The following is a 24127-nucleotide window of genomic DNA, read 5'->3' on the forward strand; positions in this document are numbered from 1 at the left end:
TGGCAGTGACCGCTACGCAGTGTGTCCTATCGCGGCGCGGCCGGTCTAGGCCCGCGGGGGGTGGTGCAGGCCCAGGTTCTCGTAGATCTCCAGGGTCGCCGTGGAGTTGTTGAGCGTGATGAAGTGCAGTCCGGGCACTCCCTCGGCCAGCAGCCGGGCGCAGAACTCCGTGGCGAACTCGATACCGATGGAGCGTACCGCCGCCGGATCGTCCTTCGCCGCCAGGATCCGCTCTTTCAGGGCATCCGGGAAGCGGGCGTTGCTGAGCTTCGGCAACCGTTCCAGCATCTTCACGCTCGTGACCGGCAGGATCTCCGGGATCACCGGGGTGTCACAGCCTGCGGCCACCACGCGGTCGCGCAGCCGCAGATACGACTCGGGCTGGAAGAACATCTGTGTGATGGCGTAGTCGGCGCCCGCGCGGCACTTGTCCACGAAGTGCGCGACGTCGGTGTCCCAGTCCGCGGAGCGCGGGTGCATCTCCGGGAACGCGGCGACGCCCACACAGAAGTCGCCCGACTCCTTGATGAGCCGGACGAGTTCGGCCGCGTAGGTCAGACCCCGGGGGTGCGGCACCCATTCACCCATGGGGTCGCCGGGCGGGTCGCCGCGCACGGCGAGCATGTTGCGGATCCCGGCGTCCGCGTACTGGCCGATGATGTTGCGCAGCTCGGCGATGGAGTGGTCGACCGCGGTGAGGTGGGCGACCGGGGTCAGCGTCGTGTCGGCGACGATCTGCTGGGTCTCCTTGACCGTGCCCGCGCGGGTGGAGCCGCCGGCGCCGTAGGTCACGGAGACGAAGTCGGGGGCGACCGCCTCGACCCGCCGGAGCGCGCTCCACAAGTTCCGCTCGCCCTTGGGAGTCTTCGGCGCGGAGAACTCGAACGAGTACGTCGTCTTGCCGCTGGCGAGCATATCGCGCACGGTGCGTGCGCGATCAGTCCTGGTGGACGAGGTTCCGAGGGCCATACGGGCAGGTTAGCCAGGGGTGGACGGTCCCCCAACCACACCTCGGAAATTGCCCGAATTGTCGGGCCGTTGTCCATCCCTTGGACAGTTTCCGGGCACGGCTGGACACGGTACGGGGCACGGCGGGCCTAGGCCTGCCGCAGCCGCTCGGCGAACTCCGCCGCCGCCGCCCCGGGGTCGTCCGCCTCGGTGATCGCGCGGACCACGACCACCCGGCGGGCACCCGCGTCCAGCACCTCGTCCAGGTTGCCCAGGCCGATGCCGCCGATGGCGAACCAGGGGCGGTCGGTGCCGAGGCCCGCCGTGTAGCGGACCAGACCGAGGCCGGGGGCATGGCGGCCGGGCTTGGTGGGGGTGGGCCAGCAGGGGCCGGTGCAGAAGTAGTCCACGCCGTCCTGGACGGCCGCGGCGGCGGCCTCCGCCTCGCCGTGCGTGGAGCGGCCGATCAGCACCTCGTCGCCGAGGATCGCGCGGGCGGCGGGTACCGGCAGGTCGCCCTGGCCGAGGTGCAGCACACCGGCGCGGGCGGCGTGGGCGACGTCGGCCCGGTCGTTGACCGCGAGCAGCTTGCCGTGCCGGGCGCAGGCGTCGGCGAAGACCTTCAGGTGCTCCAGTTCCTCGGCGGCCTCCATGCCCTTGTCACGCAGCTGCACGATGTCGACGCCGCCGGCCAGCACCGCGTCCAGGAACTCGGGCAGGTCGCCCTGGCGCTTACGGGCGTCCGTGCAGAGGTACAGGCGGGCGTCGGCGAGCGCGGCGCGGGCGGTGTCGGACATGCGTGGGTCCCCCCGTGGTCGGTGTCCCTGGCGTTTTCGGCGGTGGTGTGCGGGCGCCGTGTGCGGCGGTGGTGTGCGGGCGCGGTTCCCGCGGTGGTGTGCGGGCGGGCGGCCCGCACACCCTCTCCTACCGCGGGTCGGCTCAGACGGCGAGCGCCTGGGCGCGGCGCTTCACCTCCGTGCCGCGATTCTCGCTCAGGGCCTGCGCGGGGGTGCCGGGCAGGGTCGGGTCGGGGGTGAAGAGCCACTCGATCATCTCTTCGACCGTGAAGCCGTCGTCCCGCAGGAGCGTCAGGGTCCCGGACAGGCCCTTGACCACCTTGTCCCCGTCGATGAAGGCGGCGGGCACGTGCAGCGCCCTGTTCTCACCCCTGCGTACGGCGATGAGCTGGCCCTCCTTGACCAGCTGCCGGACGCGCGTCACCTCGACGCCGAGCATCTCGGCGATGTCGGGAAGGGTGAGCCAGGCGGGGACGAGAGCATCGATCTTTGCGTCAATCTCGGTCACAGCACCTAGGGTAGGCGCTCCGCCGGTCCCGCCGCGATGTGTCGTCGGCCGTCCGCGGGCGCGTTGTGGCTGGTCGCGCCCCCGGAGCCGGTCGCCCCGCGGGCGCGCGCTCAGCCGGCCGTGGCGTTCTTCAGCGGCCGGGCCGGGTCCGCCAGGGCGTCGGCGTCCATGGTGCGGCCCGCCTCGATCAGGCGGCGGCCCTGGGCCAGGTCGCGGGGGCGGCCCACGGCCAGCAGGGCCACCAGGCGGTCCTCGCAGAGCCAGCACACCGTCCAGGACGGGCCCGCCGGGTCGCCGCGCCACACCATGCGGTCGCCCGCGGTGTGGTGGCCGGCGTACTGCACGAACCGGCCGAACTGCTCCGACCAGAAGTAGGGCACCGGGTCGTAGGCCGCCGGGGTCTCGCCGAGGATGTCCGCGGCGACCGTGCGCGGGCCCTGCAGGGCGTTGTCCCAGTGGTGGACCAGGAGCCGTTCGCCGTAGCGGGCCGAGGGGAAGGACGCGCAGTCGCCGACGGCGTACACGTCCGGTACCGAGGTGCGCAGCCGGTCGTCGGCGAGGACCTCGCCGTGCGCGCCCAGCTCGACGCCGGAGCCGGCCAGCCAGGCGGTGGCGGGGCGGGCGCCGACGCCGACGACGACGGCGCCCGCGGGCAGCCGGGTGCCGTCGGCGAGCAGCACCGCGCCGGGCTCGACGCGGTCCACGCGCGCGTGGGTGCGCAGGGCCACGCCCGCGTCGGCGTACCAGCCGGCCATCGGCGCGGCGACCTCGGCGGGCAGGGCGCCGGCCAGCGGCCGGCCGGCGGCCTCCACGACGGTGACCGCGCAGCCGGCCTCGCGGGCGGCGGTGGCGAACTCGGCGCCGATCCAGCCGGCGCCGACCACCACGACGTCGTGCTGCCGGGCGAGGACGGGACGCAGCCGTGCGGCGTCGTCCAGGGTGCGCAGCAGGTGCACACCGGGCACGCCCTCGACGCCGGGCAGGGTGACCGGTTCGGCGCCGGTGGCCAGGACGAGCACGTCGTAGGGCACCACGCCGTGCTCGGTGTCCAGCTCGCGCACGGCGGGCCTGAGGGCCCGCACCTCGCAGCCGAGCCGCAGCTCGACGCCGAGGGACTCGAAGTCCACGTCGAAGGCGGAGCCCTCGGCCGTGCCCAGCAGCACCGCCTTCGACAGCGGCGGCCGGTCGTACGGCTGGTGCGGTTCGGCGCCGATGACGGTCACCGGGCCCTTGAAGCCCTGTTCCCGCAGGGCGACCGCGGTCTGTACCCCGGCCATGCCCGCGCCGACGACGACCACCCGCCGTCGCCGTGCCGTGTCCTCGTGCGGTGTCTGCTCGCTCACGCGATCACCATAGACACATGACGGAACGTCAGTCAGCGAGCGTGCTCGGTGACCTGCTCCACAACGCTGGTGCCGGAGCCCGGCGCGGACTCCCACTCCCAGGTCTCCGCCAGCCGCAGCCGCCCGTCCGGCAGCTCCTCGACCGTGGACACACAGTGCCCGGAGGCGGTCGTCCGGTCGGTCCTGAGCTGCACGTACCGGAAGTCCAGCCGGTCCCCCTCGCGGGTGCCGACCAGATGGCCGCGTACGACGTCACCGCCCGCGTACTCGGCCCAGACCGCGCCGTCCTGCTCGTGGTAGGCGAACCGGGTGCGGGTGCCCACCTGTCCCGGGGCCTGGTCCGACACGGGGGCGAAGAAGAGTCCGTCGAGCGAACGGGCCATGGAACGGGGCTCCCTTACGGGTGAGGAGGGCGGCGGGCTAGGGTGGCCACCGTACAAGCACTCGCGGGAGCCCGGACGACCGGGCTGAGAGGGAGGCTCGCGGCCTCCGACCGTACGAACCTGATCCGGGTCATGCCGGCGAAGGGAGGGGCTCACCGCCCATGTCGTCACGTACGTCCGACGTCCTCGTCATCGGGGGCGGAATCATCGGCCTGGTCACGGCCTGGCGCGCGGCGCAGCGCGGGCTGGCCACGGCCGTCGTGGACCCCGAGCCCGGGGGCGGGGCCGCGCGGGTGGCGGCCGGGATGCTGGCCGCGGTCACCGAGCTGCACTACGGCGAGGAGACGCTGCTCGGCCTGAACCTGGCGTCCGCGCGCCGTTACCCGCAGTTCGCGGCCGAGCTGACCGAGCTGACCGGTCACGACCTCGGTTACCGCCGCTGCGGCACCCTCGCCGTCGCGCTGGACGCCGACGACCGTGCCCATCTGCGCGAACTGCACGCCCTCCAGCAGCGCTGCGGCCTTGAGTCGCAGTGGCTGTCCGGGCGGGAGTGCCGGCGTCTGGAGCCGATGCTGGCGCCGGGGGTGCGCGGCGGGCTGCGGGTCGACGGCGACCACCAGATCGATCCGCGCCGGCTGGCGGCGGCCCTGGTCGTCGCCTGCGAGCGGTCCGGTGTGGTGTTCCACCGCGTGCGGGCCGAGCGCCTGGACGTGGCCGGGGGCCGGGCCACCGGCGTCACCACGGCCGACGGCGCCGCGCTGGGCGCGGGGCAGGTGGTGCTCGCGGCGGGCAGTCTGAGCGGGCGCCTCGCGGGCGTGCCGAAGGAGGTGCTGCCTCCGGTACGGCCGGTCAAGGGGGAGGTGCTGCGGCTGGCCGTGCCGCCCCGGTACGCGCCGTTCCTGAGCCGGACCGTACGGGCCGTGGTACGCGGCGGCCAGCTCTATCTGGTGCCCCGGGAGAACGGGGAACTGGTCGTCGGCGCCACCAGCGAGGAGCTGGGCTGGGATACCACGGTCACCGCCGGGGGCGTGTACGAGCTGCTGCGCGACGCCCACGAGCTGGTGCCCGGCATCACCGAGCTGCCGCTCACCGAGACCCGGGCCGGACTGCGCCCCGGCTCCCCCGACAACGCGCCGCTGCTCGGCCCGTCCGCCCTGGCCGGGCTGCTGCTGGCGACCGGGCACTACCGCAACGGGGTGCTGCTGACGCCGGTCACCGGGGATGTGCTGGCGCACGCCCTGGTCACCGGTGAGCTTCCCGACGAGGCACGTCCGTTCACTCCCCGGCGCTTCGGTGCCGCACCCATGGAACAGCTGGAGCAGCCCGTATGAGCATCTCCGTCACCATCTCCGTCAACGGCGAACCCCGCCGTGTCGCCCCGGGCACCGCGCTGGACGCGCTGGTGCGGTCCCTCACGGCGGCGCCCCGCGGGGTGGCCGCCGCCGTCAACGAGACCGTCGTCCCGCGCACGCAGTGGGCGACGACCGCGCTCGCCGAGGGCGACCGCGTCGAAGTCCTCACCGCCGTACAGGGAGGCTGAACCATGGCCGACGACCCCTTGGTCCTCGGGGACCTGACCTTCTCCTCCCGGCTGATCATGGGCACCGGCGGGGCGCCCAGCCTGGAGGTGCTTCAGCGGGCGCTGGTCGCCTCCGGTACGGAGCTGACGACGGTCGCGATGCGCCGGGTGGACCCCTCGGTGCACGGTTCGGTGCTGTCGGTGCTGGAGAGGCTCGGCATCCGGGTGCTGCCGAACACGGCGGGCTGCTACACCGCCGGCGAGGCCGTGCTGACCGCGCGGCTGGCCCGGGAGGCGCTGGGCACGGACCTGGTCAAGCTGGAGGTCATCGCCGACGAGCGGACGCTGCTGCCGGACCCGGTGGAGACGCTGGAGGCGGCGGAGACGCTGGTCGACGACGGGTTCACGGTGCTGCCGTACACCAACGACGACCCGGTGCTGGCGCGCCGGCTGGAGGACGTGGGGTGCGCCGCCGTCATGCCGCTGGGCTCGCCGATCGGGTCGGGGCTCGGGATCCGCAACCCGCACAACTTCCAGCTGATCGTGGAGCACGCGCGCGTGCCGGTGATCCTGGACGCGGGGGCCGGTACGGCGTCCGACGTGGCGCTGGCGATGGAGCTGGGGTGTGCGGGGGTGATGCTGGCCTCGGCGGTGACGCGGGCGCAGGAGCCGGAGCTGATGGCGGCGGCGATGAGGCACGCGGTGGAGGGGGGCCGGCTGGCCCGGCTGGCCGGCCGGATCCCGCGCAGGTACCTCGCCGAGGCGTCGTCCCCGACGGAGGGGCTGGCCCGGCTGGATCCGGAGCGGCCGGCGTTCTAGTCCCGGACGCGCGGGGTTTCCGCGTGGGCCGCGTCACAGGTCGGCCGCAGTCCGGTGCCGTACCCGGCGGACGGGGCGGGCCCGCCGGCCGCTCCTCGTAGACTCGCCTGCGTGGATACGACCCTTCAGGACCCCCTGGTCGGACAGGTGCTCGACGGCCGGTACCGCGTCGACGCGCGGATCGCGGCGGGCGGGATGGCCACGGTCTACCGGGCCCTGGACACCCGTCTGGACCGTGTGCTCGCGCTGAAGGTGATGCACCCGGCGCTCGCCGCCGACGGGTCCTTCGTCGAGCGGTTCATCCGGGAGGCCAAGTCGGTCGCCCGGCTCGACCACCCCAACGTGGTGCAGGTCTTCGACCAGGGCGCCGACGGGTCGTACGTCTATCTGGCGATGGAGTACATCGCCGGCTGCACCCTGCGGGACGTGCTGCGCGAGCGCGGGGCCGTGCAGCCGCGGGCCGCTCTGGACATCCTGGAGCCGGTGCTCGCCGCGCTCGGCGCCGCGCACCGGGCCGGGTTCGTGCACCGCGACATGAAGCCCGAGAACGTGCTGATCGGCGACGACGGCCGGGTCAAGGTGGCCGACTTCGGGCTGGTGCGCTCGGTGGACACGGTGACCAGTACGACGGGTGCCGTGCTCGGCACCGTCTCCTATCTCGCGCCCGAGCAGATCGAGAACGGCACCACGGACCCGCGCGTCGACGTGTACGCGTGCGGGGTGGTGCTGTACGAGATGCTGACGGGCGCGAAGCCGTACTCCGGGCAGTCCCCGGCCCAGGTGCTCTACCAGCACCTGCACGCCGACGTGCCGCCGCCCTCGGCGCTGGTGCCGGGGCTGCCGGGGGCGCTGGACGAGCTGGTGGCGTCGGCCACCGCGCGCACCCCGGACGGCCGTCCCGAGGACGCGGTGGCGCTGCTCGCCCAGGCGCGCGCGGCCCGGCTGACGCTGACCGACGAGCAGCTGGACGCGCTGCCGCCGCAGGCGCTGACCGCGGAGCACGACAACGCCGAGGACCGTACGAGCGTGATCCCGCGCGCGCTGACCGTGCCCCGGCCCAGGCCGGTCGACGAGGACGCCCTCGGTGACCCCGGCATCGACCGCACCGCCCGGCTCCAGGCCCCGCCCGTGCCGCCCCGCCGGCGCCCGGCACGGCCCCCGCGCACGGTGCTGGCGCTGGTCGTGGCCGTGCTGGTGGTGCTCGGCGTGGGCGCCGGGGTCTGGTACATCAACTCCGGCCAGTTCACCAAGGTGCCGCCGCTGCTGGCGAAGACCGAGGCGCAGGCGCGCGACCGGCTGGAGTCGGCCGGGCTGGACGTCGGCCAGGTGAAGCGGGCCTACAGCGACACCGTCGAGCGGGGCAAGGTGATCGGCTCCGACCCGGCGCCCGGCGCGCGGATACGGGACCACGGCAAGGTCGCGCTGACCGTGTCGCTGGGCCCCAAGACGGTGAACGTGCCGAACGTGGAGGGGCAGTCCCTGGCGACGGCGCGGGCGCGGCTGAAGGCGGACGGCCTGGAGCCGGGCATGGTCACCCGCGAGTTCAGCGAGGAGGTGCCGAGGGGGTCGGTGATCCGTACGACGCCGGACGCGGGCACCAAGCGGCACTCGGGCTCGGCGATCGCGCTGACCGTCAGCAAGGGCAGCCCCGTCGACGTGCCGGACGTCACCGGGGAGGACCTGGACACCGCGCGGCAGGAGCTGACGGAGGCCGGGCTGAAGGTGAAGGTCGCCGCCGGGCGGATCCACTCCTCCGAGTACGACGAGGGGACCGTCGCCGCGCAGAGCCCAAAGGACGGCAGCGAGGCCGCCGAGGGCGACACGGTGACGCTGACGCTGTCCAAGGGCCCGGAGATGGTCGAGGTCCCGGACGTGGTCGGCGACAGCGTGGACGACGCCCGCGACGCCCTGGAGGAGGAGGGCTTCGAGGTGGAGGAGGACCGCGGGCTGCTCGGGCTGTTCGGCGACACCGTGAAGAAGCAGTCGGTGGAGGGCGGCGACGAGGCGCCCAAGGGCTCCACGATCAAGATCACCATCCGGTGACCGGTCTCACCGCCGAGCGCCGTCCGGGTGCGGGGGCGGACATGACACCCTGAACGGGTGAGTCCCGTTCAGACCTCCCTCCCCCGCAACCCCGTCGGCGGCCATGTGCCGGTGGCCGGCGGCCTGCACTCCGTCGGGCTGTCCTACGCCCGCGAGCTGAAGGCGGAGACCGTGCAGGTCTTCGTCGCCAACCCGCGCGGCTGGGCCACGCCCGCCGGGAATCCCCGGCAGGACGAGGCGTTCCGCGCGGCCTGCGCCGAGGAGTCGATCCCGGCGTATGTGCACGCCCCGTACCTGATCAACTTCGGCTCGCACACCGAGGCGACCGTGGAGCGGTCGGTGGAGTCGCTGCGGCACTCGCTGCGGCGCGGGCGGGAGATCGGCGCGCTCGGTGTGGTGGTGCACACCGGGAGCGCGACCGGCGGCCGGACCCGGGAGGTGGCGCTGCAGCAGGTGCGCGAGCACCTGCTGCCGCTGCTGGACGAGCTGACCCATGACGACGACCCGTTCCTGCTGCTGGAGTCGACGGCCGGGCAGGGCGCCTCGCTGTGCTCGCGCACCTGGGACCTCGGGCCGTACTTCGAGGCGCTGGACGCCCACCCGAAGCTGGGCGTGTGCCTGGACACCTGCCATGTCTTCGCCGCCGGGCACGACCTGACCGGGCCGAGCGGTATGCACCAGACGCTGGACTCGCTGGTGGAGACCGTCGGCGCGGGCCGGCTGAAGCTGATCCACGCCAACGACTCCAAGGACGTGGTGGGCGCGCACAAGGACCGGCACGCGAACATCGGCGCCGGCCACATCGGCGAGGACCCCTTCCGGGCGCTGATGACCCACCCGGCGACCGAGGGCGTGCCGCTGGTCATCGAGACGCCCGGCGGCAAGGAGGGGCACGCGGCGGACGTGGAGCGGCTGAAGAAACTCCGCGACGGCTGACCCGTTGGGGAATACCCCAGGGGGGTATACGGTTCCTGCTGGACGCAGGGACCGTCACTCGACATGGGGGTAGTCATGCAGCACGAGGCCCACACCGCGCACGAACACCACCGGGCGCACGAGCACGCACACCACCACCACGCACCCGCCGCCACCTGGGCCATGGCCGCGCAGGCGACGCTGCACTGCCTCACCGGCTGCGCCATCGGCGAGGTGCTGGGCATGGTGATCGGCACCTGGCTCGGCTGGGGCAACGCCCCGACCATGGCCCTGGCGATCGCGCTCGCGTTCTTCTTCGGCTACTCGCTCACCCTGCGCGGCGTACTGAAGGCCGGCGTCGGCCTCAGGGCCGCCGTCCGCGTGGCCCTGGCCGCGGACACGCTGTCGATCGCGGTGATGGAGCTGATCGACAACGGCGTGATCGCGCTGTGGCCGAACGCGATGGACGCACACCTGGACGACACCCTGTTCTGGGGCGCGCTGGCCGCCTCCCTGGTGATCGCCTTCCTGGCGACCACCCCGGTCAACAAGTGGATGATCGGCCGGGGCAAGGGGCACGCGGTGGTGCACCGGTACCACCACTGAGCGCCGCGGAACCGGGAGCCGGCCCCACGATTGGGAGTCAGAGCCCGGGGCCGTCCCCGGGCTCCTCCTGGTAGGAGTAGCGCTGTTCCTTCCACGGGTCGCCGATGTTGTGGTAGCCGCGCTCCTCCCAGAAGCCGCGGCGGTCGGCGGTCATGTACTCCACGCCCCGGACCCACTTCGGGCCCTTCCAGGCGTACAGGTGGGGCACGATCAGGCGGACCGGGAAGCCGTGCTCGGCGGTGAGCAGTTCGCCGTCCTTGTGGGTGGCGAAGATGGTCCGCTCGGAGCAGAAGTCCGTCAGGCGCAGATTCGAGCTGAAGCCGTACTCCGCCCAGACCATCACATGGGTGACGTCCGGTGCGGGCGGCGCGAGGTCCAGGACGGCGCTCGCCGGGACGCCGCCCCACTCCGCACCGAGCATGCTGTACTTCGTCACGCAGTGCAGATCGGCCACCACGCTGGTGTACGGCAGGGCCGTGAACTCCTCGTGGGTCCAGGTGCGCTTGCCCCCGTCGGCGGTGGCGCCGAAGACCCGGAACTCCCAGCGCTCGGGCCGGAACTTCGGCACGGGCCCGTAGTGCGTGACCGGCCAGCCGCGCTGGAGCCGCTGACCCGGCGGAAGCCCGGACCCCGCCGCCGCCCCAGACTCGCGCTCCACCGGATGACCCATGTATCCATCCTGACAGACCCCGGACAGTGCCCCGACCACCCACCCCCGAATGGGACAATTGCCTACAACTCAGTGTGTACTTACTAAGTACGCACTTACTGGACGATCTTCCCCGCCGGTGCAATCATGCGGCGCTATCGGCCCGGTCCACCTGGAAGGAGTCCACAGCCATGCAAGGCGACCCCGAGGTCATCGAACTTCTCAACGAACAGCTGACCGCCGAGCTGACCGCGATCAACCAGTACTTCCTGCACGCCAAGCTCCAGGACCACAAGGGCTGGACCAAGCTCGCCCGGTACACCCGGGCGGAGTCGTTCGACGAGATGCGGCACGCCGAGGTCCTCACCGACCGCATCCTGCTCCTGGACGGCCTGCCCAACTACCAGCGGCTGTTCCATGTGCGGGTCGGGCAGACGGTGACCGAGATGTTCCAGGCGGACCGGCAGGTCGAGGTCGAGGCCATCGACCGGCTGCGCCGGGGCATCCAGCTGATGCGCGAGAAGGACGACATCACGTCGGCCAATGTCTTCGAGGCGATCCTCGCCGACGAGGAACACCACATCGACTATCTGGACACCCAGCTGGAGCTGGTGGACAAGCTGGGCGAGGCGCTCTATCTGTCGACGGTGGTCGAGCAGAGCCAGCCGGACTCCTCCGGTCCGGGCACGGGCGGCTTCTCCACCCACTGAGCCGCCGCGGGCGGCCCCGGACGACAACGGCTAGGCCGCGTCGTCCAGCCGTACCAGGGCCGGGGCCCGCTGGTCGATCAGTTCCCGGCGGGGGCAGGCGCCGCGGCCGAGCAGGGCCTGGATGCGCCGGACACAGCCGCCGCAGTCGGTGCCGGCCTTGCAGGCGGAGGCGATCTGGCGCGGGGTGCAGGCGCCGTTCTCCGCGTGCTGCTTGACCTGGTCCTCGGTGATGCCGAAGCAACTGCAGACGTACACGCGGGTTCACCTCCCCGAGGGGTTCGCTGTTCGGTGCCATCCCCGTTCCGGTGAGGCAAACCTAACCTTACCCATGCCGTGGCACCCGCAAAAGCGGCTGGGGCGCGGATCGGGTGTGATCCGCGCCCCAGGGTGGCTCATCGGCCGCCGGTCACTGGTCCCGGTACATCTCGGCCACGAGGAACGCCAGGTCCAGCGACTGGCTGCGGTTCAGCCGGGGGTCGCAGGCCGTCTCGTAGCGCTGGTGCAGGTCGTCCACGAAGATCTCGTCGCCGCCGCCCACGCACTCGGTGACGTCGTCGCCGGTCAGCTCCACGTGGATGCCGCCCGGGTGGGTGCCGAGCCCCTTGTGGACCTCGAAGAAGCCCTTGACCTCGTCCAGCACGTCGTCGAAGCGGCGGGTCTTGTGCCCGGAGGCCGCCTCGAAGGTGTTGCCGTGCATCGGGTCGGTCACCCAGGCCACCGTCGCCCCGGACGCCGTGACCTTCTCGACCAGCTCGGGGAGCTTGTCGCGGATCTTGTCGGCGCCCATCCGGACGATGAAGGTCAGCCGGCCCGGCTCCCGCTCGGGGTCGAGGCGCTCGATGTACTGCAGCGCCTCCTCGGCCGTGGTGGTCGGGCCGAGCTTGATGCCGATCGGGTTGCGGATCCGCGAGGCGAACTCGATGTGCGCGTGGTCCAGCTGCCGGGTGCGCTCACCGATCCACACCATGTGCGCCGAGACGTCGTACAGCTGCCCGGTGCGCGAGTCGACCCGGGTCAGGGCCGACTCGTAGTCCAGCAGCAGCGCCTCGTGCGAGGAGTAGAACTCGACGGTCTTGAACTCCTCCGGGTCCGCCCCGCAGGCGTGCATGAAGTTCAGCGCGTTGTCGATCTCGCGCGCGAGCTGCTCGTAGCGCTGGCCGGACGGCGAGGTGCGCACGAAGTCCTGGTTCCAGGCGTGCACCTGGCGCAGATCGGCGTAGCCGCCGGTGGTGAAGGCCCGCACCAGGTTCAGCGTGGACGCCGACGCGTGGTACATGCGCTTCAGCCGCTCCGGGTCCGGGATGCGGCTGGCCTCGGTGAAGTCGAAGCCGTTGACGGAGTCGCCCCGGTACACCGGCAGCGTCACGCCGTCGCGGGTCTCGGTCGGCTTGGAGCGCGGCTTGGAGTACTGCCCCGCGATGCGGCCGACCTTCACCACGGGCACGGAGGCCGCGTAGGTCAGGACGGCGCCCATCTGGAGCAGCGTCTTCAGCTTGTTGCGGATCTGGTCGGCGGAGACGCCGTCGAAGGCCTCCGCGCAGTCGCCGCCCTGGAGGAGGAACGCCTCTCCCTTGGCGACGGCCGCCATCCGGGCGCGCAGCTGGTCGCACTCGCCCGCGAAGACGAGCGGTGGATACGACTCAAGGTCCGCGATCACTGCGCGCAGAGCCTCGGGGTCGGGGTACTCGGGCTGCTGCGCCGCGGGCAGGTCTCGCCAGGTGTTGCCAGCGCTCGGGCTGGTCTTAGCGTTCACGGTCACCCCGTAAACATTACGGGGTCGTGCCAAGGGATTTTCGTCCTGGCTCGAAGGGTGAGACGGGCGGTCCACCGCGCGGAAGGCGCACGACGGACCGTCCGGACCGGGGACCGCCACCTGATGCGATAGGGTTCCGGGCATGTTCGCGCCATCCATCCGGAACTGGTGGTGGACCGCTCATCCGGCGGCCCACTGATCGCGCGTACCACGACTTCGCGAAGGCCGCCCGAGGGGCGGCCTTCGGCGTATCCGGGGCCGTTCCTCACCGACACCGACGGAACGAGGAACCCATGGACCTGGCACGGCTCGCCCACGACGACCGCCCCTTCGCCCTGCTCCGGCGCCGCACCCCGGGCCGCGACGGGCAGCGGGTGGAGGTGCTGATCGGCCCCGTGACCCGGCGGGACCGGCTGGCCGACCTGCCCGACGAGGGGCTCGCCCTGGTGCCGTTCCGGCAGCTGGCCGAGCGCGGCTTCGACGTCCGCGACGACGGCACCCCGCTGCTGGTGCTCACCCCCGAGGAGGCGTACGAGGTCCCGCTCGCCGAAGCCCTGGACCGGCTCCCCGCGCACGAGGTGCGGGTGGAGGACGGCGGCTTCGACGTGGACGACGAGGCGTACGGCGAGATCGTCGGCCGGGTGCTGCGCGAGGAGATCGGCCGGGGCGAGGGGGCGAACTTCGTGATCCGGCGCACGTACGAGGGCCGGATCCCCGGCTTCGGCCGCGCGGACGCGCTCGCGCTGTTCCGGCGGCTGCTGGCGGCCGAGCGGGGCGCGTACTGGACGTTCGTGGTGCACACCGGGGACCGGACGCTGGTGGGCGCGAGCCCCGAGGTGCACGTGCGGATGAACGGCGGCACGGTCGTCATGAACCCGATCAGCGGGACGTACCGCTATCCCGCCGCGGGTCCCACCCCCGAGGATCTGCTGGCGTTCCTCTCCGACGCCAAGGAGACCGAGGAGCTGTCGATGGTCGTCGACGAGGAGCTGAAGATGATGTGCGCCGTCGGCGACATGGGCGGGGTCGTCGTCGGCCCCCGGCTGAAGGAGATGGCGCACCTCGCGCACACCGAGTACGAGCTGCGCGGGAAGTCCTCCCTGGACCCGCGGGAGGTGCTGCGGCAGACCATGTTCGCGGCGACGGTGACCGGGTCGCCGGTGCAGAACGCCTGCCGGGTCATCGAGCGCTACGAGCCCACCGGGCGCGGGTACTACGCCGGGGCGCTGGCCCTGCTCGGGCGGGACGCCGGGGGCGCGGGGACCCTCGACTCGCCCATCCTGATCCGCACCGCCGACATCGGCGGCGACGGCCGGCTGCGGGTGCCGGTCGGGGCGACGCTGGTGCGCGGCTCCGACCCGGCCGGCGAGGTCGCCGAGACCCACGCCAAGGCGGCGGGCGTGCTGGCCGCCCTCGGGGTGCGGCCCGCCCGGCCGCGGGCGGAGCGGGAGCGGCCCCGGCTGGCCGACGACCCCCGGGTGCGGGCCGCGCTGGACGGGCGGCGGGCCGGGCTCGCGCCGTTCTGGCTGCGGATGCAGGAGCGGTCCGACGACCTCGCGGGCCACGCCCTGGTGGTGGACGGCGAGGACACCTTCACCGCGATGCTGGCGCACGTCCTGCGCTCGGGCGGGCTCGATGTGACCGTCCGGCGCTACGACGAGCCCGGGCTGCGCGCGGCGGTGCTCGGCCACGAGGGGCCGGTCGTCCTCGGGCCCGGCCCCGGCGACCCCCGCGACCTCACCGACCCGAAGATGCGCGTCCTGCGGGAGCTGGCCGCCGAGGTGCTCCCGGCGCACCGGCACGGGGTGCTCGGCGTCTGCCTCGGGCACGAGCTGATCGCGGCCGAGCTGGGCCTGGACCTCGTCCGCAAGCGGGTGCCGTACCAGGGGGCGCAGACGGTGATCGACCTGTTCGGGCGGAGCGAGACCGTCGGCTTCTACAACAGCTTCGTGGCGCGCTGCGACGAGGAGGCGGCCCGGGAGCTGGCCGCGCACGGCGTGGAGGTGAGCCGTTCGGCCGACGGCGAGGTGCACGCCCTGCGCGGGCCCGGCTTCGCCGGTGTGCAGTTCCACCCGGAATCGGTGCTGACGCTGAACGGGGCCGCGGTCGTGCGGGAGCTGGTGGGCGGGCTGCGCCGCACGACCGTATAGCCGCCCGGGGCGGCCCGGCCGGCCGTCAGCCGAAGAAGACGCCGGCCTCCTGGTACAGCCGGGGGTCGACGGTCTTCAGGCGGGCCGTGGCCTCGGTGAGGGGGACGCGGACGATGTCGGTGCCGCGCAGGGCGACCATGCGTCCGAAGTCGCCCTCGTGCACACAGTCGATGGCGTGCAGGCCGAAGCGGGTGGCGAGCCAGCGGTCGAAGGCGCTGGGGGTGCCGCCGCGCTGGACGTGCCCGAGGACCGTGGTGCGCGCCTCCTTGCCGGTGCGCTTCTCGATCTCCTTGGCCAGCCACTCGCCCACCCCGGACAGCCGCACGTGCCCGAAGGAGTCCCGCGAGTCGTCCTTGAGCACCATCTGGCCGTCCTTCGGCATGGCGCCCTCGGCGACGACCACGATCGGCGCGTAGGAGTCCTCGAAGCGGGAGGTCACCCACTGGCAGACCTGGTCGAGGTCGAAGCGCTGCTCGGGGATGAGGATGACGTTGGCGCCGCCGGCCAGGCCCGAGTGCAGGGCGATCCAGCCGGCGTGCCGGCCCATCACCTCCACCACCAGCACTCTCCTATGGGACTCGGCGGTGGTGTGCAGCCGGTCGATGGCCTCGGTGGCGATGTTGACGGCGGTGTCGAAGCCGAAGGTGTAGTCGGTGGCGGACAGGTCGTTGTCGATGGTCTTCGGCACGCCGACGCAGGGCATGCCGTACTCGTCGGACAGCCGGGCCGCGACCCCGAGGGTGTCCTCGCCGCCGATCGCGATGAGCGCCTGGATCTCCTGTTTGGCCAGGTTGTCCTTGATCCGGCGGATGCCGTCGGACACCTTGAGCGGATTGGTCCGGGAGGAGCCGAGGATGGTGCCGCCACGGGGCAGGATGCCGCGCACGGCGGGGATGTCGAGACGGACGGTGTCGTTCTCCAGGGGACCGCGCCAGCCGTCCCGGAAGCCGACGAAGTCATAGCCGTACTCCTGGGCGCCCTTGCGGACGACCCCCCGGATGACGGCGTTGAGCCCGGGGCAGTCGCCGCCTCCGGTCAGTACTCCGACCCGCATGGAAATGTCCCTTCGCCGCGGTTACCTGACGTTTGGTCACGCTAATGGTGATTCAGGTCACGCCGGGATAGGCGAGAAGGGTGATTCCGGGGCGTACGGCGGACGCGCCCCGCGCGCCCTACTCCTCGTCGAGGCCGCGTTCTATGGCGTACCGGACCAGCTCCACCCGGTTGTGCAGCTGGAGCTTGCCGAGGGTGTTCTGGACGTGGTTCTGCACGGTGCGGTGGGAGATGACGAGGCGTTCGGCGATCTGCTTGTAGCTCAGCCCCTTGGCCACCAGCCGCAGCACCTCGGTCTCCCGGTCGGTCAGCCGGGGGGCGCCGGGCTCGTCGGCGTCCGCGGCGGGCGCGGGTTCGGCGGCCAGCCGCCGGTACTCGCCGAGCACCAGCCCGGCCAGGCCCGGGGTGAACACCGGGTCGCCGACGGCGGTACGGCGCACCGCGTCCAGCAGTTCCTCGGTGGAGGCAGACTTCAGCAGATAGCCGGTCGCGCCGGACTTCACGGCCTCCAGCACGTCCGCGTGCTCGCCGCTCGCCGACAGCACCAGGACCCGCAACGCCGGGTTGTGGCCGACCAGTTCCTTGCACACCTGGACACCGGGCTTGGCCGGCAGGTTCAGGTCCAGCACCAGCACGTCGGGGGCGGCGGCCCTGGCGCGGCGGACCGCCTGCTCGCCGTCGCCGGCGGTGGCGACCACCTCGAACCCGGACTCGGCCAGGTCCCGGGCGACCGCGTCCCTCCACATCGGGTGGTCGTCGACCACCATGACCTTGATCGGGTCCTGCCGCTCGGTCATCACCGCTCCGCCTTCTTCCCCGGCGCCCGCACGGCGCCCTTGGGTACCTTCAGTTCGACCTCCGTGCCCTGACCGGGCACGGAGAGGATCTCGGCGCTGCCGCCGAGGTCGCGCAGTCTGCCCCGGATCGACAGGGCCACCCCGAGCCGGCCCTCGCCCTCGGCCTGCGCGAGCCGGCCCTCGGGGATGCCGGGGCCGTCGTCCCGGACGGTGACGACGATCTCGTCCGGCTCGTCCTCCACCAGGATCCAGGCCCGGGCCCCGTCCCCGGCGTGCGCCCGTACGTTGTCCAGGGCGGCCCCGACCGCGGCGGCCACCTCCCGGGCCGCGTCCGGCGGCAGCGGCACCGGGGCGCCGGGCTCGGCCAGGCTGACCCGGGCGCCCGCGTACGGCGCGAGCAGGGCGCGCAGATCGAGCGGACCGTCGTCGTCCGGTTCCTCCACGGCGCGCACGACGGCGCCCTCCGCGAGGTCCTCCGAGACCCGGGAGACCGGGACCAGACCGCCCGAGACCAGCGTGCGCAGGGCCACCTCCTGCTCCCCGGCCAGCCGGCCCAGCTCGGCCGCCTCGCCGCCCAGGGCCGCACCCCGGCGCTTCACCATCGCCAGCACCTGGAGCACGCTGTCGTGGATGTCCCGGGCCAGCCGCTCCCGCTCCCGGGTCGCGGCCTCGATCTCCAGCGCGCGGGCCAGGGTGCGCTCGGAGGCGCGGGCCACCTCCACGACGTAGCCGATGGCGATGGAGGCCACCCACACCAGGATCACGTTGTGCACGGTGTCCCGGGCGGGGTGGCCGCGCTCGATCAGGTTGGCGGCGGCCACGGCCGTGGAGGCGATGGCCGCCCAGCGCCAGCCGCCCTTGACGGCGAAGGCCAGCACCGCGCCGGCGGTCCAGATCGACGGCAGGGTGGGGCCGCCGCCCGCGATCCGCTGGTGGCTGTCGGCGAACGGGGTGAGCAGGATGCCGATGACGGCGAGGGCGAGGTCGGCGGCCAGGAAGCGCCGGGTGCAGCTCGCCGCGCCGGACACCTTGGGCAGGGTGGCCAGGGTCCACACGGCCAGGACGGCGTAGTAGGCGACGGCGACCCAGGGCCGGGTGAAGCGGTCGTACGCGGTGGCGCACAGGCCGATGGCGTACAGCATGGTCAGCACGCGGTAGCCGGCGAGCGCGCGCCACAGCGGCAGCTCGACCGACATCCGCAGGACGCGTTCGCGCTTGGGCATGCCCCCGGTCCCCCCGACTCGCCCGGCTACCGCCCGGCCTGCTTCTTCCCCGCCTTCTCGGCCTTCTCGGCCTTCTCGGCTTCCTTCGCCGCCTTGGCGGCCTCGGCTATCTGCCGTTTGGCGGCGGTGGCGTACATGTCGACGTACTCCTGGCCGGACAGCTTCATGATCTCGTACATGACCTCGTCGGTCAGCGCGCGCAGCACGAACCGGTCGTGCTCCATGCCCTGGTAGCGGCTGAAGTCCAGGGGCTCGCCGATCCGGATGCCGGGCCGCATGAGCTTGGGCACGACCTGGCCGGGCGGCTGGATCTTCTCCGTGTCGATCATGGCGACCGGGATGACGGGCGCGCCGGTGGCCAGCGCCACCCGGGCCAGACCGCCGGGCTTGCCCCGGTACAGCCGCCCGTCGGGCGAGCGGGTGCCCTCCGGGTAGATGCCGAACAGCTCGCCGCGCTCCAGCACTTCGATGCCGCTGCGGACGGCCGCCTCACCGGCGCCGCGCGCCCCGGAGCGGTCCACCGGGAGCTGGCCGACGCCCTTGAAGAAGGCGGCGGTGAGCCGGCCCTTGACGCCCGGGGTGGTGAAGTACTCGGCCTTGGCGATGAACGTGACCTTGCGGTCCAGCACGGCCGGCAGGAAGAACGAGTCCGAGAAGGACAGATGGTTGCTGGCCAGGATGGCGGGGCCGGTGGCCGGGATGTTCTCCAGGCCCTCCACCCAGGGCCTGAAGGCGACCTTCAGCGGCCCGCCGATGGCGACCTTCATCGTGCCGTACAACACCCGTGTGCCTCCCGTTTCCGTCGGCAAGACCTTAACCCCAAGGACCGGCAATGGGCCCGACGACCCTGGTCGGTGTCGGTGCGGTCGCGTACGGTGAAGCACATGCCAGTTCTCCCCGGAGCCGAGCCGTACCGCCACGAGGGCGGCGAGGTGGGCGTCCTCCTCTGCCATGGCTTCACCGGCTCGCCCCAGTCGCTGCGTCCCTGGGCGGAGCACCACGCGGCCCACGGGCTGACCGTGTCCCTGCCGCTGCTGCCCGGCCACGGCACCCGCTGGACGGACATGCAGCTCACCACCTGGCAGGACTGGTACGCGGAGGTGGACCGCGAGCTGCGGGCGCTCACCGAGCGCTGCTCCCGGGTGTTCGTGGCCGGTCTGTCGATGGGCGGGGCGCTGGCCCTGCGGCTCGCGGCCCGGCACGGCGGCAAGGTGGCGGGCGCGGTGGTGGTCAACCCGGCGAACAGGGTGCACGGCCTGTCGGCGTACGCCCTGCCGGTGGCCCGGCATCTGGTGCGCTCGACGAAGGGCATCGCCAGCGACATCGCCAAGCGGGGCGCGGTGGAGCTGGGCTACGACCGGGTGCCGCTGCACGCGGCGCACTCGCTCAGGCGGTTCCTGCGCCGGGTGGACGGCGAGCTGCCCCAGGTCACCCAGCCGTTGCTGCTGCTGCGCAGCGCCGAGGACCATGTCGTGCCGGCGGCCGACCCGGCGCGGGTGCTCAGCCGGGTGTCGTCCCGGGACGTGACGGAGATCGTGCTGGAACACAGCTACCACGTGGCGACGTTGGACGTGGACGCGGACCGGATCTTCGAGGAGAGCCTCTCCTTCATCGGCCGGCTCGCCCCCAGTGTCGGCAAGGAAGGGACGGCCGCAGTTGGCTGAGCACGACTCCGACCGTGAAGGCCGTGAAGGCCGTGAGGACCGCGACGGCCGGGAGACCCACGACGGCCCGGAAGCCCGCGAGCCGGACGGGCGGGAGGTGCCGTTCGACGAGGACGCCGTCTGGCGGGCCATCGTGGCCGGGTACGGCGACGAGCCGCCGGACCCGCCGGGCGCCCGGCCGTTCAAGGCCGTGGAGGACCTGGCGCTGCTGGAGAAGAACGCCGTGCCGGACACCGGCAAGGACACCGGCCAGGACACCGGGGGCGAGGAACCGCCCCCGCGTCCGCTGGGCGGCTCGGTGTCCTTCGCGCCCGGCGTGGGCCCCGATGCCGGCCCGCGCGACTTCACGGTGGCCGAGCCCTCCGACGACGACTTCGACGAGGACGACGAGGGTCATTTCGTACCGCCGGAGCCGCCGCCGCTGCCGACCGCGGACACCACCGCCCGGTTCGCCTGGCTCGGTGTGGTCGGCGGGCCGGTCCTGCTGCTGGCGGCGGTGCTGCTCCGCTGGGACATGACCTGGTGGCTGGCGACCCTCGGCATCGGTGGCTTCCTCGGCGGCTTCGTGACGCTGGTGGCCCGGATGCGGACCGGCGACGAGGAGGACGACGACCCCGGGCGCGGGGCGGTCGTCTGAGGCGGCCGGCCCCGGGTCCTACGACGCCGGGACGCGGAGGGCGGCCAGCACCGGAAGGTGGTCCGAGGCCGCCCGCAGATCGGCCTCGCGCACGCCCGGCTGGTCCAGGGGCACCCCGCAGCCCAGCACCTCGATGCCCTTGGTCGCGAAGATCGCGTCGATGCGCTGGTGCGGGTCGGCGGGGGTGGAGGTGAACTCGCCGCCCCAGGGCGCGGCCGTACGGCAGTCCGTCAGACCGGCGGCCAGCCGGCGGAAGGTCCGGCCGTCGGGGCGTTCGTTGAGGTCGCCGCCCGCGACCGCGTGCTCCACGCCGAGTCCGGCGAGCCGGTCGAGGAGCATCCCGCCCTGCTCGTAGCGCTCCTCCTGCTGGAGGGACAGATGGCAGCTGAGCACCCCGAGGCGGGCGCCGCCGAAGCGGACCACCGCCGTGGCGAAGCCGCGCCGGTGCAGGCCCGGGGTCAGGGGCAGGAGGATGTCCTCGGTGCGTTCGACGGTGGCGCGCAGCCCGCACAGGATCGCCGGGCCCGCCGCCGTGCCGCCCCCGGTGAGGACGACCTGGCCGGAGGCCGCCGCGAGCCGTGCCAGCTTCTTGCGCCAGCGGAAGAAACGGGGGGCCTCCTGGAGGAGGACCAGGTCGGGGGCGCAGGCGGTGATCACTCGGGCGAGGGCGGCGGTGTCGTCGCGCAGCGAGCGGATGTTGTAGCTCAGGACGCGCAGGGTGGCCGAACCGTCGGGCTCTGTCGCGGAGTCGGGGAGCAACGCCATGTGGATCAATGTACGCCCCGGGCTTCGGGGCGCGAGGTCGGGGCGACCGCCGGTCGCGCCGTTTCCCGCGCCCCTGCGGGCGTCACATGACCGGGTCGGGCTCCCGGGCCAGGTCCGCGGCGCCCACCATGCCCGCCTTGTTGCCGAGCTGGGCGGCGATCACGTCGGCCACCGGGCGCCAGTTGCCGCCCACCAGCCAGCGCTTGTACGACTTGCGGATCGGGTCGAGGACCAGATCGCCCTCGTCGGAGAGGCCGCCGCCGACGATGAACGCGGACGGGTCGAAGAGGGAGGCCAGGTCGGCGAGGCCGGCGCCGGCCCAGCGGGCCAGCTCACGGTAGGAGTCGACGGCGACCGGGTCGCCCTGGCGGGCGGCCATGGAGATGTGCTTGCCCTCGATGCCGTCGGGGGTGCCGTCGCCGAGCGCGAGGAGGACCTCGGCGCGCTCGGGGGTGGCGTTGGCGCGCTGCTTGGCGTAGCGGACCAGGGCGCGGCCGGAGGCGTACTGCTCCCAGCAGCCCTGCGAGCCGCAGCCGCACAGCAGGCCGTCCGGGACCATCCGGATGTGGCCGAATTCGGCGGCCACGCCGAAGTGGCCGCGGCGCAGCTTGTTGCCGATGATGATGCCACCGCCGAGGCCGGTGCCGAGCGTGATGCAGATGACGTTGCGGTGGCCCTTGCCCGCGCCGAACTTGTACTCGCCCCAGGCGGCGGCGTTGGCGTCGTTCTCGACCACGACCGGAAGGCCCGTGCGGGCCTCGACCTTCTCCTTGAGCGGCTCGTTGCGCCAGTCGATGTTGGGCGCGAAGTACACCGTGGAGCGCTGGCGGTTGACGTAACCGGCCGCGCCGATGCCCACGCCGACGATCTCGTGCCCGGCCCGCGCACCCTCCACCGCCGAGGCGATGGCGTCCACGATGGCCTCGGGCGTGGTGGGGGTCGGCACCTTGAAGGTCGAGAGGATGTTGCCTTCCTCGTCGACCACGCCGGCCGCGATCTTCGTGCCGCCGATGTCGACGCCGATGGTGAGTCCCATGAATCCCTCAGTTTCGGTCGAGCCCCGCTACGGCCAACCGTACCCGAGGCCCCGCCGCGGCAGGGCGTCAGTCCAGGTCGATGCGCTCTCCCGGACCGGCGCCCGCGTCCCCGTCACCCCGCTCCGGCCGGTCGGCCGCCGGGTCGGACGTGCGCTCGGTCCAGCGCCGCTCCTGGCCCTGGACGGCGGAGCGGTAGGCGGCGAGCAGCTCGCCCCCGGCCGCGGCGAGATGGTCGAAGACGTCCGGGTTGCGCTCTATGACGGGTTCCACGGCGGCCTTGGCCTGCTGGACGGCCTGGCGCACCAGCTGCTGGGCGGCCGGTCCGGCGAGGTTGCCGAGCAGCGGGGAGCGCAGGTCGGACAGCTTGTCGGCGACCGCGTCCACCAGCTTCTTCAGCTCCTCGGCGGCCGAGCCCGGCGGCGGTCCGTGCTCGGCGCGGCGGCGGGCCTGCTCGGCGGCGAGGTCCTCGGCGCAGGCCGTGGCCCAGGCGTCGGCGTCGGTCGCCCGCTCCGGCGGCGGCTGGGGTGCGGGGCGCTCTTCGCTCATGGCGGACTCCTGACTACGGTTCGCCTTTACGACGTTACCCGAACGAGCGTGCCCCGTTCACCGTCCGCCGGCGGGCCACAGGTCCGGGTCCGGGGCGAACCGGATGCGCAGTACGCCGTCGCGCAGCGCGGCGCCGGCGACGGTGCAGCGGCGCAGCGCGGAGGGCAGCGGAACGATCCGGCGGAAGGGACCCGTGGTGATCACCAGTTCGTCGCCGCGCCGGACGAGGTCCAGTTCATCCCGTATCGCCCCGGGCAGCGGGAGGTGCCAGACCAGCACGCCGTCCTCGGCGATCCGGTCGGTGACGGGCCACTCGGCCGGGGCGGACGCCGCGTTGACCGCGGGCACGGCGAGCGCGGTGAGGTCGTCGGCGCCCTGCGGGTCGCGGCCGAGGTGCGGGACGGGGTGGACGTCGTAGGCCTCCCGCCACTCGGCGAGCGTCTTGCGCTGCTGGGCGGCCAGCCCGGAGAGCCAGGCGTCGCAGACGGTGTCGGGCAGGGTGCGGTTGGCGATCAGGGCCTCGGTGCCCAGGCCCCGCAGGGCCAGGCCCAGGGTGGCGGTGCGCAGCGCGTCGGCGCCGGCCGGGCCGGGCTCGGCGACCAGGCGTACGGCGGTGTCCCGGTCGGCGAGGACGGCCTCGACGGCGGCCAGTTCGACGTCCCAGCGGGCCGCCGTCTCGTAGAGCCACTCGGCGGGCATGGGAACGCCGGCCAGCCGGCCGAGGACCGGGCGCAGGGCGCGGGCGGCCTGCCGCTGGGGCGGCAGCAGGCGGCGCAGATAGCGGCGCAGCTCCTCGGGCAGGCCGAGCAGGGCGAGGGCCCGCGGCAGCGGCGGGAGGTCGGCCACGAGCAGGTCGTAGCGCTCGGAGAGGGCGGCGTCCCGCAGGGCGCGCAGGAAGGACAGTTCCTCGGCGCCGGGCAGCGGGGTGACCTCCTCGGCGTCCAGGCGGGCGGCGCCGAGCAGGTCGAGGACGTTCCCGGCACGGGTCTGGAAGGCGGTGAGGTCCCGCCTGAAGCCTTCGGTGGCGTCCGGGCGCCAGACGGTCAGATGCGGCGCGGCCTCGGTGGGGGCCGGTCCTGTCGGGGTGCCCAGGGCCGCGCCCGGGGTGTCGGTGCGGTCGGCGCTCAGCAGGAGGGTGCGGTGGCCCGCACGGGCGGAGGCGAGCGCGGTGGCCGCGGCGACGGTCGTACGGCCACTGCCGCCCGGGCCCATGATCAGGAGGGTGCGCATGAGGCTGAACCGTACCGTCGTGGGCGGGGACG

27 protein-coding genes and 1 riboswitch are annotated in these 24127 nt (G+C 73.3%); of the genes, 11 read left to right on the plus strand and 16 right to left on the minus strand.

Annotated elements, in window-relative coordinates; genetic code table 11:
* Positions 1–45 precede the first annotated feature (45 nt).
* The 5 genes from metF to ABD350_RS01200 form a co-directional block, all read right to left on the minus strand.
* Positions 46–969 (minus strand): methylenetetrahydrofolate reductase [NAD(P)H], encoded by a 924-nt coding sequence (metF, locus tag ABD350_RS01180; protein WP_344345490.1) that lies wholly within the window; start codon positions 967–969, stop codon positions 46–48.
* 128 nt (positions 970–1097) lie between these two features.
* The gene (gene thiE / locus ABD350_RS01185; RefSeq protein WP_344345491.1) at positions 1098–1745 is read right to left on the minus strand and encodes a thiamine phosphate synthase; all 648 of its coding nucleotides are present in this window, start codon (positions 1743–1745) and stop codon (positions 1098–1100) included.
* Positions 1746–1887: 142 nt separating this feature from the next.
* Positions 1888–2253 (minus strand): Rv2175c family DNA-binding protein, encoded by a 366-nt coding sequence (locus tag ABD350_RS01190; protein WP_030641990.1) that lies wholly within the window; start codon positions 2251–2253, stop codon positions 1888–1890.
* A 110-nt stretch (positions 2254–2363) separates the two neighbouring features.
* The gene (locus tag ABD350_RS01195) at positions 2364–3596 is read right to left on the minus strand and encodes an NAD(P)/FAD-dependent oxidoreductase (protein WP_425584162.1); all 1233 of its coding nucleotides are present in this window, start codon (positions 3594–3596) and stop codon (positions 2364–2366) included.
* 32 nt (positions 3597–3628) lie between these two features.
* Positions 3629–3979 carry an avidin-fold protein gene (locus ABD350_RS01200; RefSeq protein ID WP_344345493.1) on the minus strand — a complete coding sequence of 117 codons (351 nt, stop codon included), beginning with the start codon at positions 3977–3979 and terminating at the stop codon, positions 3629–3631.
* A gap of 53 nt (positions 3980–4032) precedes the next feature.
* Positions 4033–4143: riboswitch (TPP riboswitch) on the plus strand.
* On the opposite strand from ABD350_RS01200, the gene thiO reads away from it, so the two are divergent.
* From thiO to ABD350_RS01230, 6 genes are all read left to right on the plus strand, one after another.
* Positions 4141–5310 carry a glycine oxidase ThiO gene (gene thiO, locus ABD350_RS01205; RefSeq protein ID WP_344345495.1) on the plus strand — a complete coding sequence of 390 codons (1170 nt, stop codon included), beginning with the start codon at positions 4141–4143 and terminating at the stop codon, positions 5308–5310. (Overlaps the previous riboswitch by 3 nt.)
* Positions 5307–5519 (plus strand): sulfur carrier protein ThiS, encoded by a 213-nt coding sequence (thiS, locus tag ABD350_RS01210; protein WP_344345496.1) that lies wholly within the window; start codon positions 5307–5309, stop codon positions 5517–5519. Before thiO ends, thiS begins: the two co-directional genes overlap by 4 nt.
* 3 nt (positions 5520–5522) lie before the next feature.
* Positions 5523–6317, plus strand: coding sequence for a thiazole synthase (locus ABD350_RS01215; protein WP_344345498.1), 795 nt, complete (start codon positions 5523–5525; stop codon positions 6315–6317).
* Positions 6318–6428: 111 nt separating this feature from the next.
* The gene (pknB, locus tag ABD350_RS01220) at positions 6429–8360 is read left to right on the plus strand and encodes a Stk1 family PASTA domain-containing Ser/Thr kinase (RefSeq protein ID WP_344345499.1); all 1932 of its coding nucleotides are present in this window, start codon (positions 6429–6431) and stop codon (positions 8358–8360) included.
* 57 nt (positions 8361–8417) lie between these two features.
* The gene (locus tag ABD350_RS01225) at positions 8418–9296 is read left to right on the plus strand and encodes a deoxyribonuclease IV (protein WP_344345501.1); all 879 of its coding nucleotides are present in this window, start codon (positions 8418–8420) and stop codon (positions 9294–9296) included.
* A 75-nt stretch (positions 9297–9371) separates the two neighbouring features.
* Positions 9372–9881: a DUF4396 domain-containing protein gene (locus tag ABD350_RS01230; protein WP_344345502.1), complete on the plus strand. Its 510-nt coding sequence runs from the start codon at positions 9372–9374 to the stop codon at positions 9879–9881.
* Between the two features lie 37 nt (positions 9882–9918).
* On the opposite strand, the gene ABD350_RS01235 is transcribed toward ABD350_RS01230, so the two are convergent.
* A complete protein-coding gene (locus ABD350_RS01235; RefSeq protein WP_344345503.1) occupies positions 9919–10551 on the minus strand; it encodes a sulfite oxidase-like oxidoreductase in 633 nt (210 codons plus the stop codon).
* A 170-nt stretch (positions 10552–10721) separates the two neighbouring features.
* On the opposite strand from ABD350_RS01235, the gene bfr reads away from it, so the two are divergent.
* Complete coding sequence (gene bfr, locus ABD350_RS01240; protein WP_344345505.1) at positions 10722–11240, plus strand: bacterioferritin; 519 nt, start codon at positions 10722–10724, stop codon at positions 11238–11240.
* A gap of 30 nt (positions 11241–11270) precedes the next feature.
* Here the strand turns inward: bfr and ABD350_RS01245 are convergent, their stop codons facing one another.
* On the minus strand, positions 11271–11495 hold the full coding sequence (locus ABD350_RS01245) for a (2Fe-2S)-binding protein (RefSeq protein ID WP_030783354.1): 225 nt from the start codon (positions 11493–11495) through the stop codon (positions 11271–11273).
* 151 nt (positions 11496–11646) lie between these two features.
* Positions 11647–12999, minus strand: a complete 1353-nt coding sequence (locus ABD350_RS01250) for a class II 3-deoxy-7-phosphoheptulonate synthase (protein WP_344345507.1) — start codon at positions 12997–12999, stop codon at positions 11647–11649.
* Positions 13000–13135: 136 nt separating this feature from the next.
* Between ABD350_RS01250 and ABD350_RS37905 the strand changes: the two genes are divergently transcribed.
* Both ABD350_RS37905 and ABD350_RS01255 read left to right on the plus strand, forming a co-directional pair.
* Entirely contained in the window at positions 13136–13192 is a 57-nt protein-coding gene (locus ABD350_RS37905) for a trp operon leader peptide (protein WP_382467012.1), read from the plus strand.
* Positions 13193–13286: 94 nt separating this feature from the next.
* Positions 13287–15143 carry an anthranilate synthase family protein gene (locus ABD350_RS01255; RefSeq protein ID WP_344345508.1) on the plus strand — a complete coding sequence of 619 codons (1857 nt, stop codon included), beginning with the start codon at positions 13287–13289 and terminating at the stop codon, positions 15141–15143.
* Positions 15144–15168: 25 nt separating this feature from the next.
* Here ABD350_RS01255 and ABD350_RS01260 read toward each other — a convergent pair whose 3' ends face one another.
* From ABD350_RS01260 to ABD350_RS01275, 4 genes are all read right to left on the minus strand, one after another.
* Positions 15169–16197: a 6-phosphofructokinase gene (locus tag ABD350_RS01260; protein WP_344345510.1), complete on the minus strand. Its 1029-nt coding sequence runs from the start codon at positions 16195–16197 to the stop codon at positions 15169–15171.
* A gap of 118 nt (positions 16198–16315) precedes the next feature.
* Entirely contained in the window at positions 16316–16993 is a 678-nt protein-coding gene (locus ABD350_RS01265) for a response regulator (protein WP_344345511.1), read from the minus strand.
* Positions 16993–18216, minus strand: a complete 1224-nt coding sequence (gene macS, locus ABD350_RS01270) for a MacS family sensor histidine kinase (protein ID WP_344345512.1) — start codon at positions 18214–18216, stop codon at positions 16993–16995. The genes ABD350_RS01265 and macS overlap by 1 nt, the downstream gene beginning before the upstream one ends.
* Positions 18217–18242: 26 nt before the next feature.
* Positions 18243–18983 carry a lysophospholipid acyltransferase family protein gene (locus tag ABD350_RS01275; RefSeq protein ID WP_344345764.1) on the minus strand — a complete coding sequence of 247 codons (741 nt, stop codon included), beginning with the start codon at positions 18981–18983 and terminating at the stop codon, positions 18243–18245.
* A gap of 117 nt (positions 18984–19100) precedes the next feature.
* On the opposite strand from ABD350_RS01275, the gene ABD350_RS01280 reads away from it, so the two are divergent.
* Both ABD350_RS01280 and ABD350_RS01285 read left to right on the plus strand, forming a co-directional pair.
* The gene (locus ABD350_RS01280) at positions 19101–19880 is read left to right on the plus strand and encodes an alpha/beta hydrolase (RefSeq protein ID WP_344345514.1); all 780 of its coding nucleotides are present in this window, start codon (positions 19101–19103) and stop codon (positions 19878–19880) included.
* On the plus strand, positions 19873–20517 hold the full coding sequence (locus ABD350_RS01285; RefSeq protein WP_344345515.1) for a hypothetical protein: 645 nt from the start codon (positions 19873–19875) through the stop codon (positions 20515–20517). Before ABD350_RS01280 ends, ABD350_RS01285 begins: the two co-directional genes overlap by 8 nt.
* An 18-nt stretch (positions 20518–20535) precedes the next feature.
* Here ABD350_RS01285 and ABD350_RS01290 read toward each other — a convergent pair whose 3' ends face one another.
* The 4 genes from ABD350_RS01290 to ABD350_RS01305 all read right to left on the minus strand — a co-directional run bounded on the left by ABD350_RS01290 (position 20536) and on the right by ABD350_RS01305 (position 24095).
* Positions 20536–21282: an endonuclease/exonuclease/phosphatase family protein gene (locus tag ABD350_RS01290; protein WP_344345516.1), complete on the minus strand. Its 747-nt coding sequence runs from the start codon at positions 21280–21282 to the stop codon at positions 20536–20538.
* Between the two features lie 82 nt (positions 21283–21364).
* On the minus strand, positions 21365–22318 hold the full coding sequence (locus ABD350_RS01295) for an ROK family glucokinase (RefSeq protein WP_189996549.1): 954 nt from the start codon (positions 22316–22318) through the stop codon (positions 21365–21367).
* 67 nt (positions 22319–22385) lie between these two features.
* Complete coding sequence (locus ABD350_RS01300; RefSeq protein ID WP_344345517.1) at positions 22386–22865, minus strand: DUF5304 domain-containing protein; 480 nt, start codon at positions 22863–22865, stop codon at positions 22386–22388.
* 57 nt (positions 22866–22922) lie between these two features.
* Positions 22923–24095 carry an ArsA family ATPase gene (locus ABD350_RS01305; RefSeq protein ID WP_344345518.1) on the minus strand — a complete coding sequence of 391 codons (1173 nt, stop codon included), beginning with the start codon at positions 24093–24095 and terminating at the stop codon, positions 22923–22925.
* Positions 24096–24127: the final 32 nt, after the last annotated feature.

Origin of the sequence: Streptomyces nogalater, from assembly GCF_039532885.1 — a bacterium.
In the GTDB taxonomy this organism is placed as follows: Bacteria; Actinomycetota; Actinomycetes; order Streptomycetales; family Streptomycetaceae; genus Streptomyces; species Streptomyces nogalater.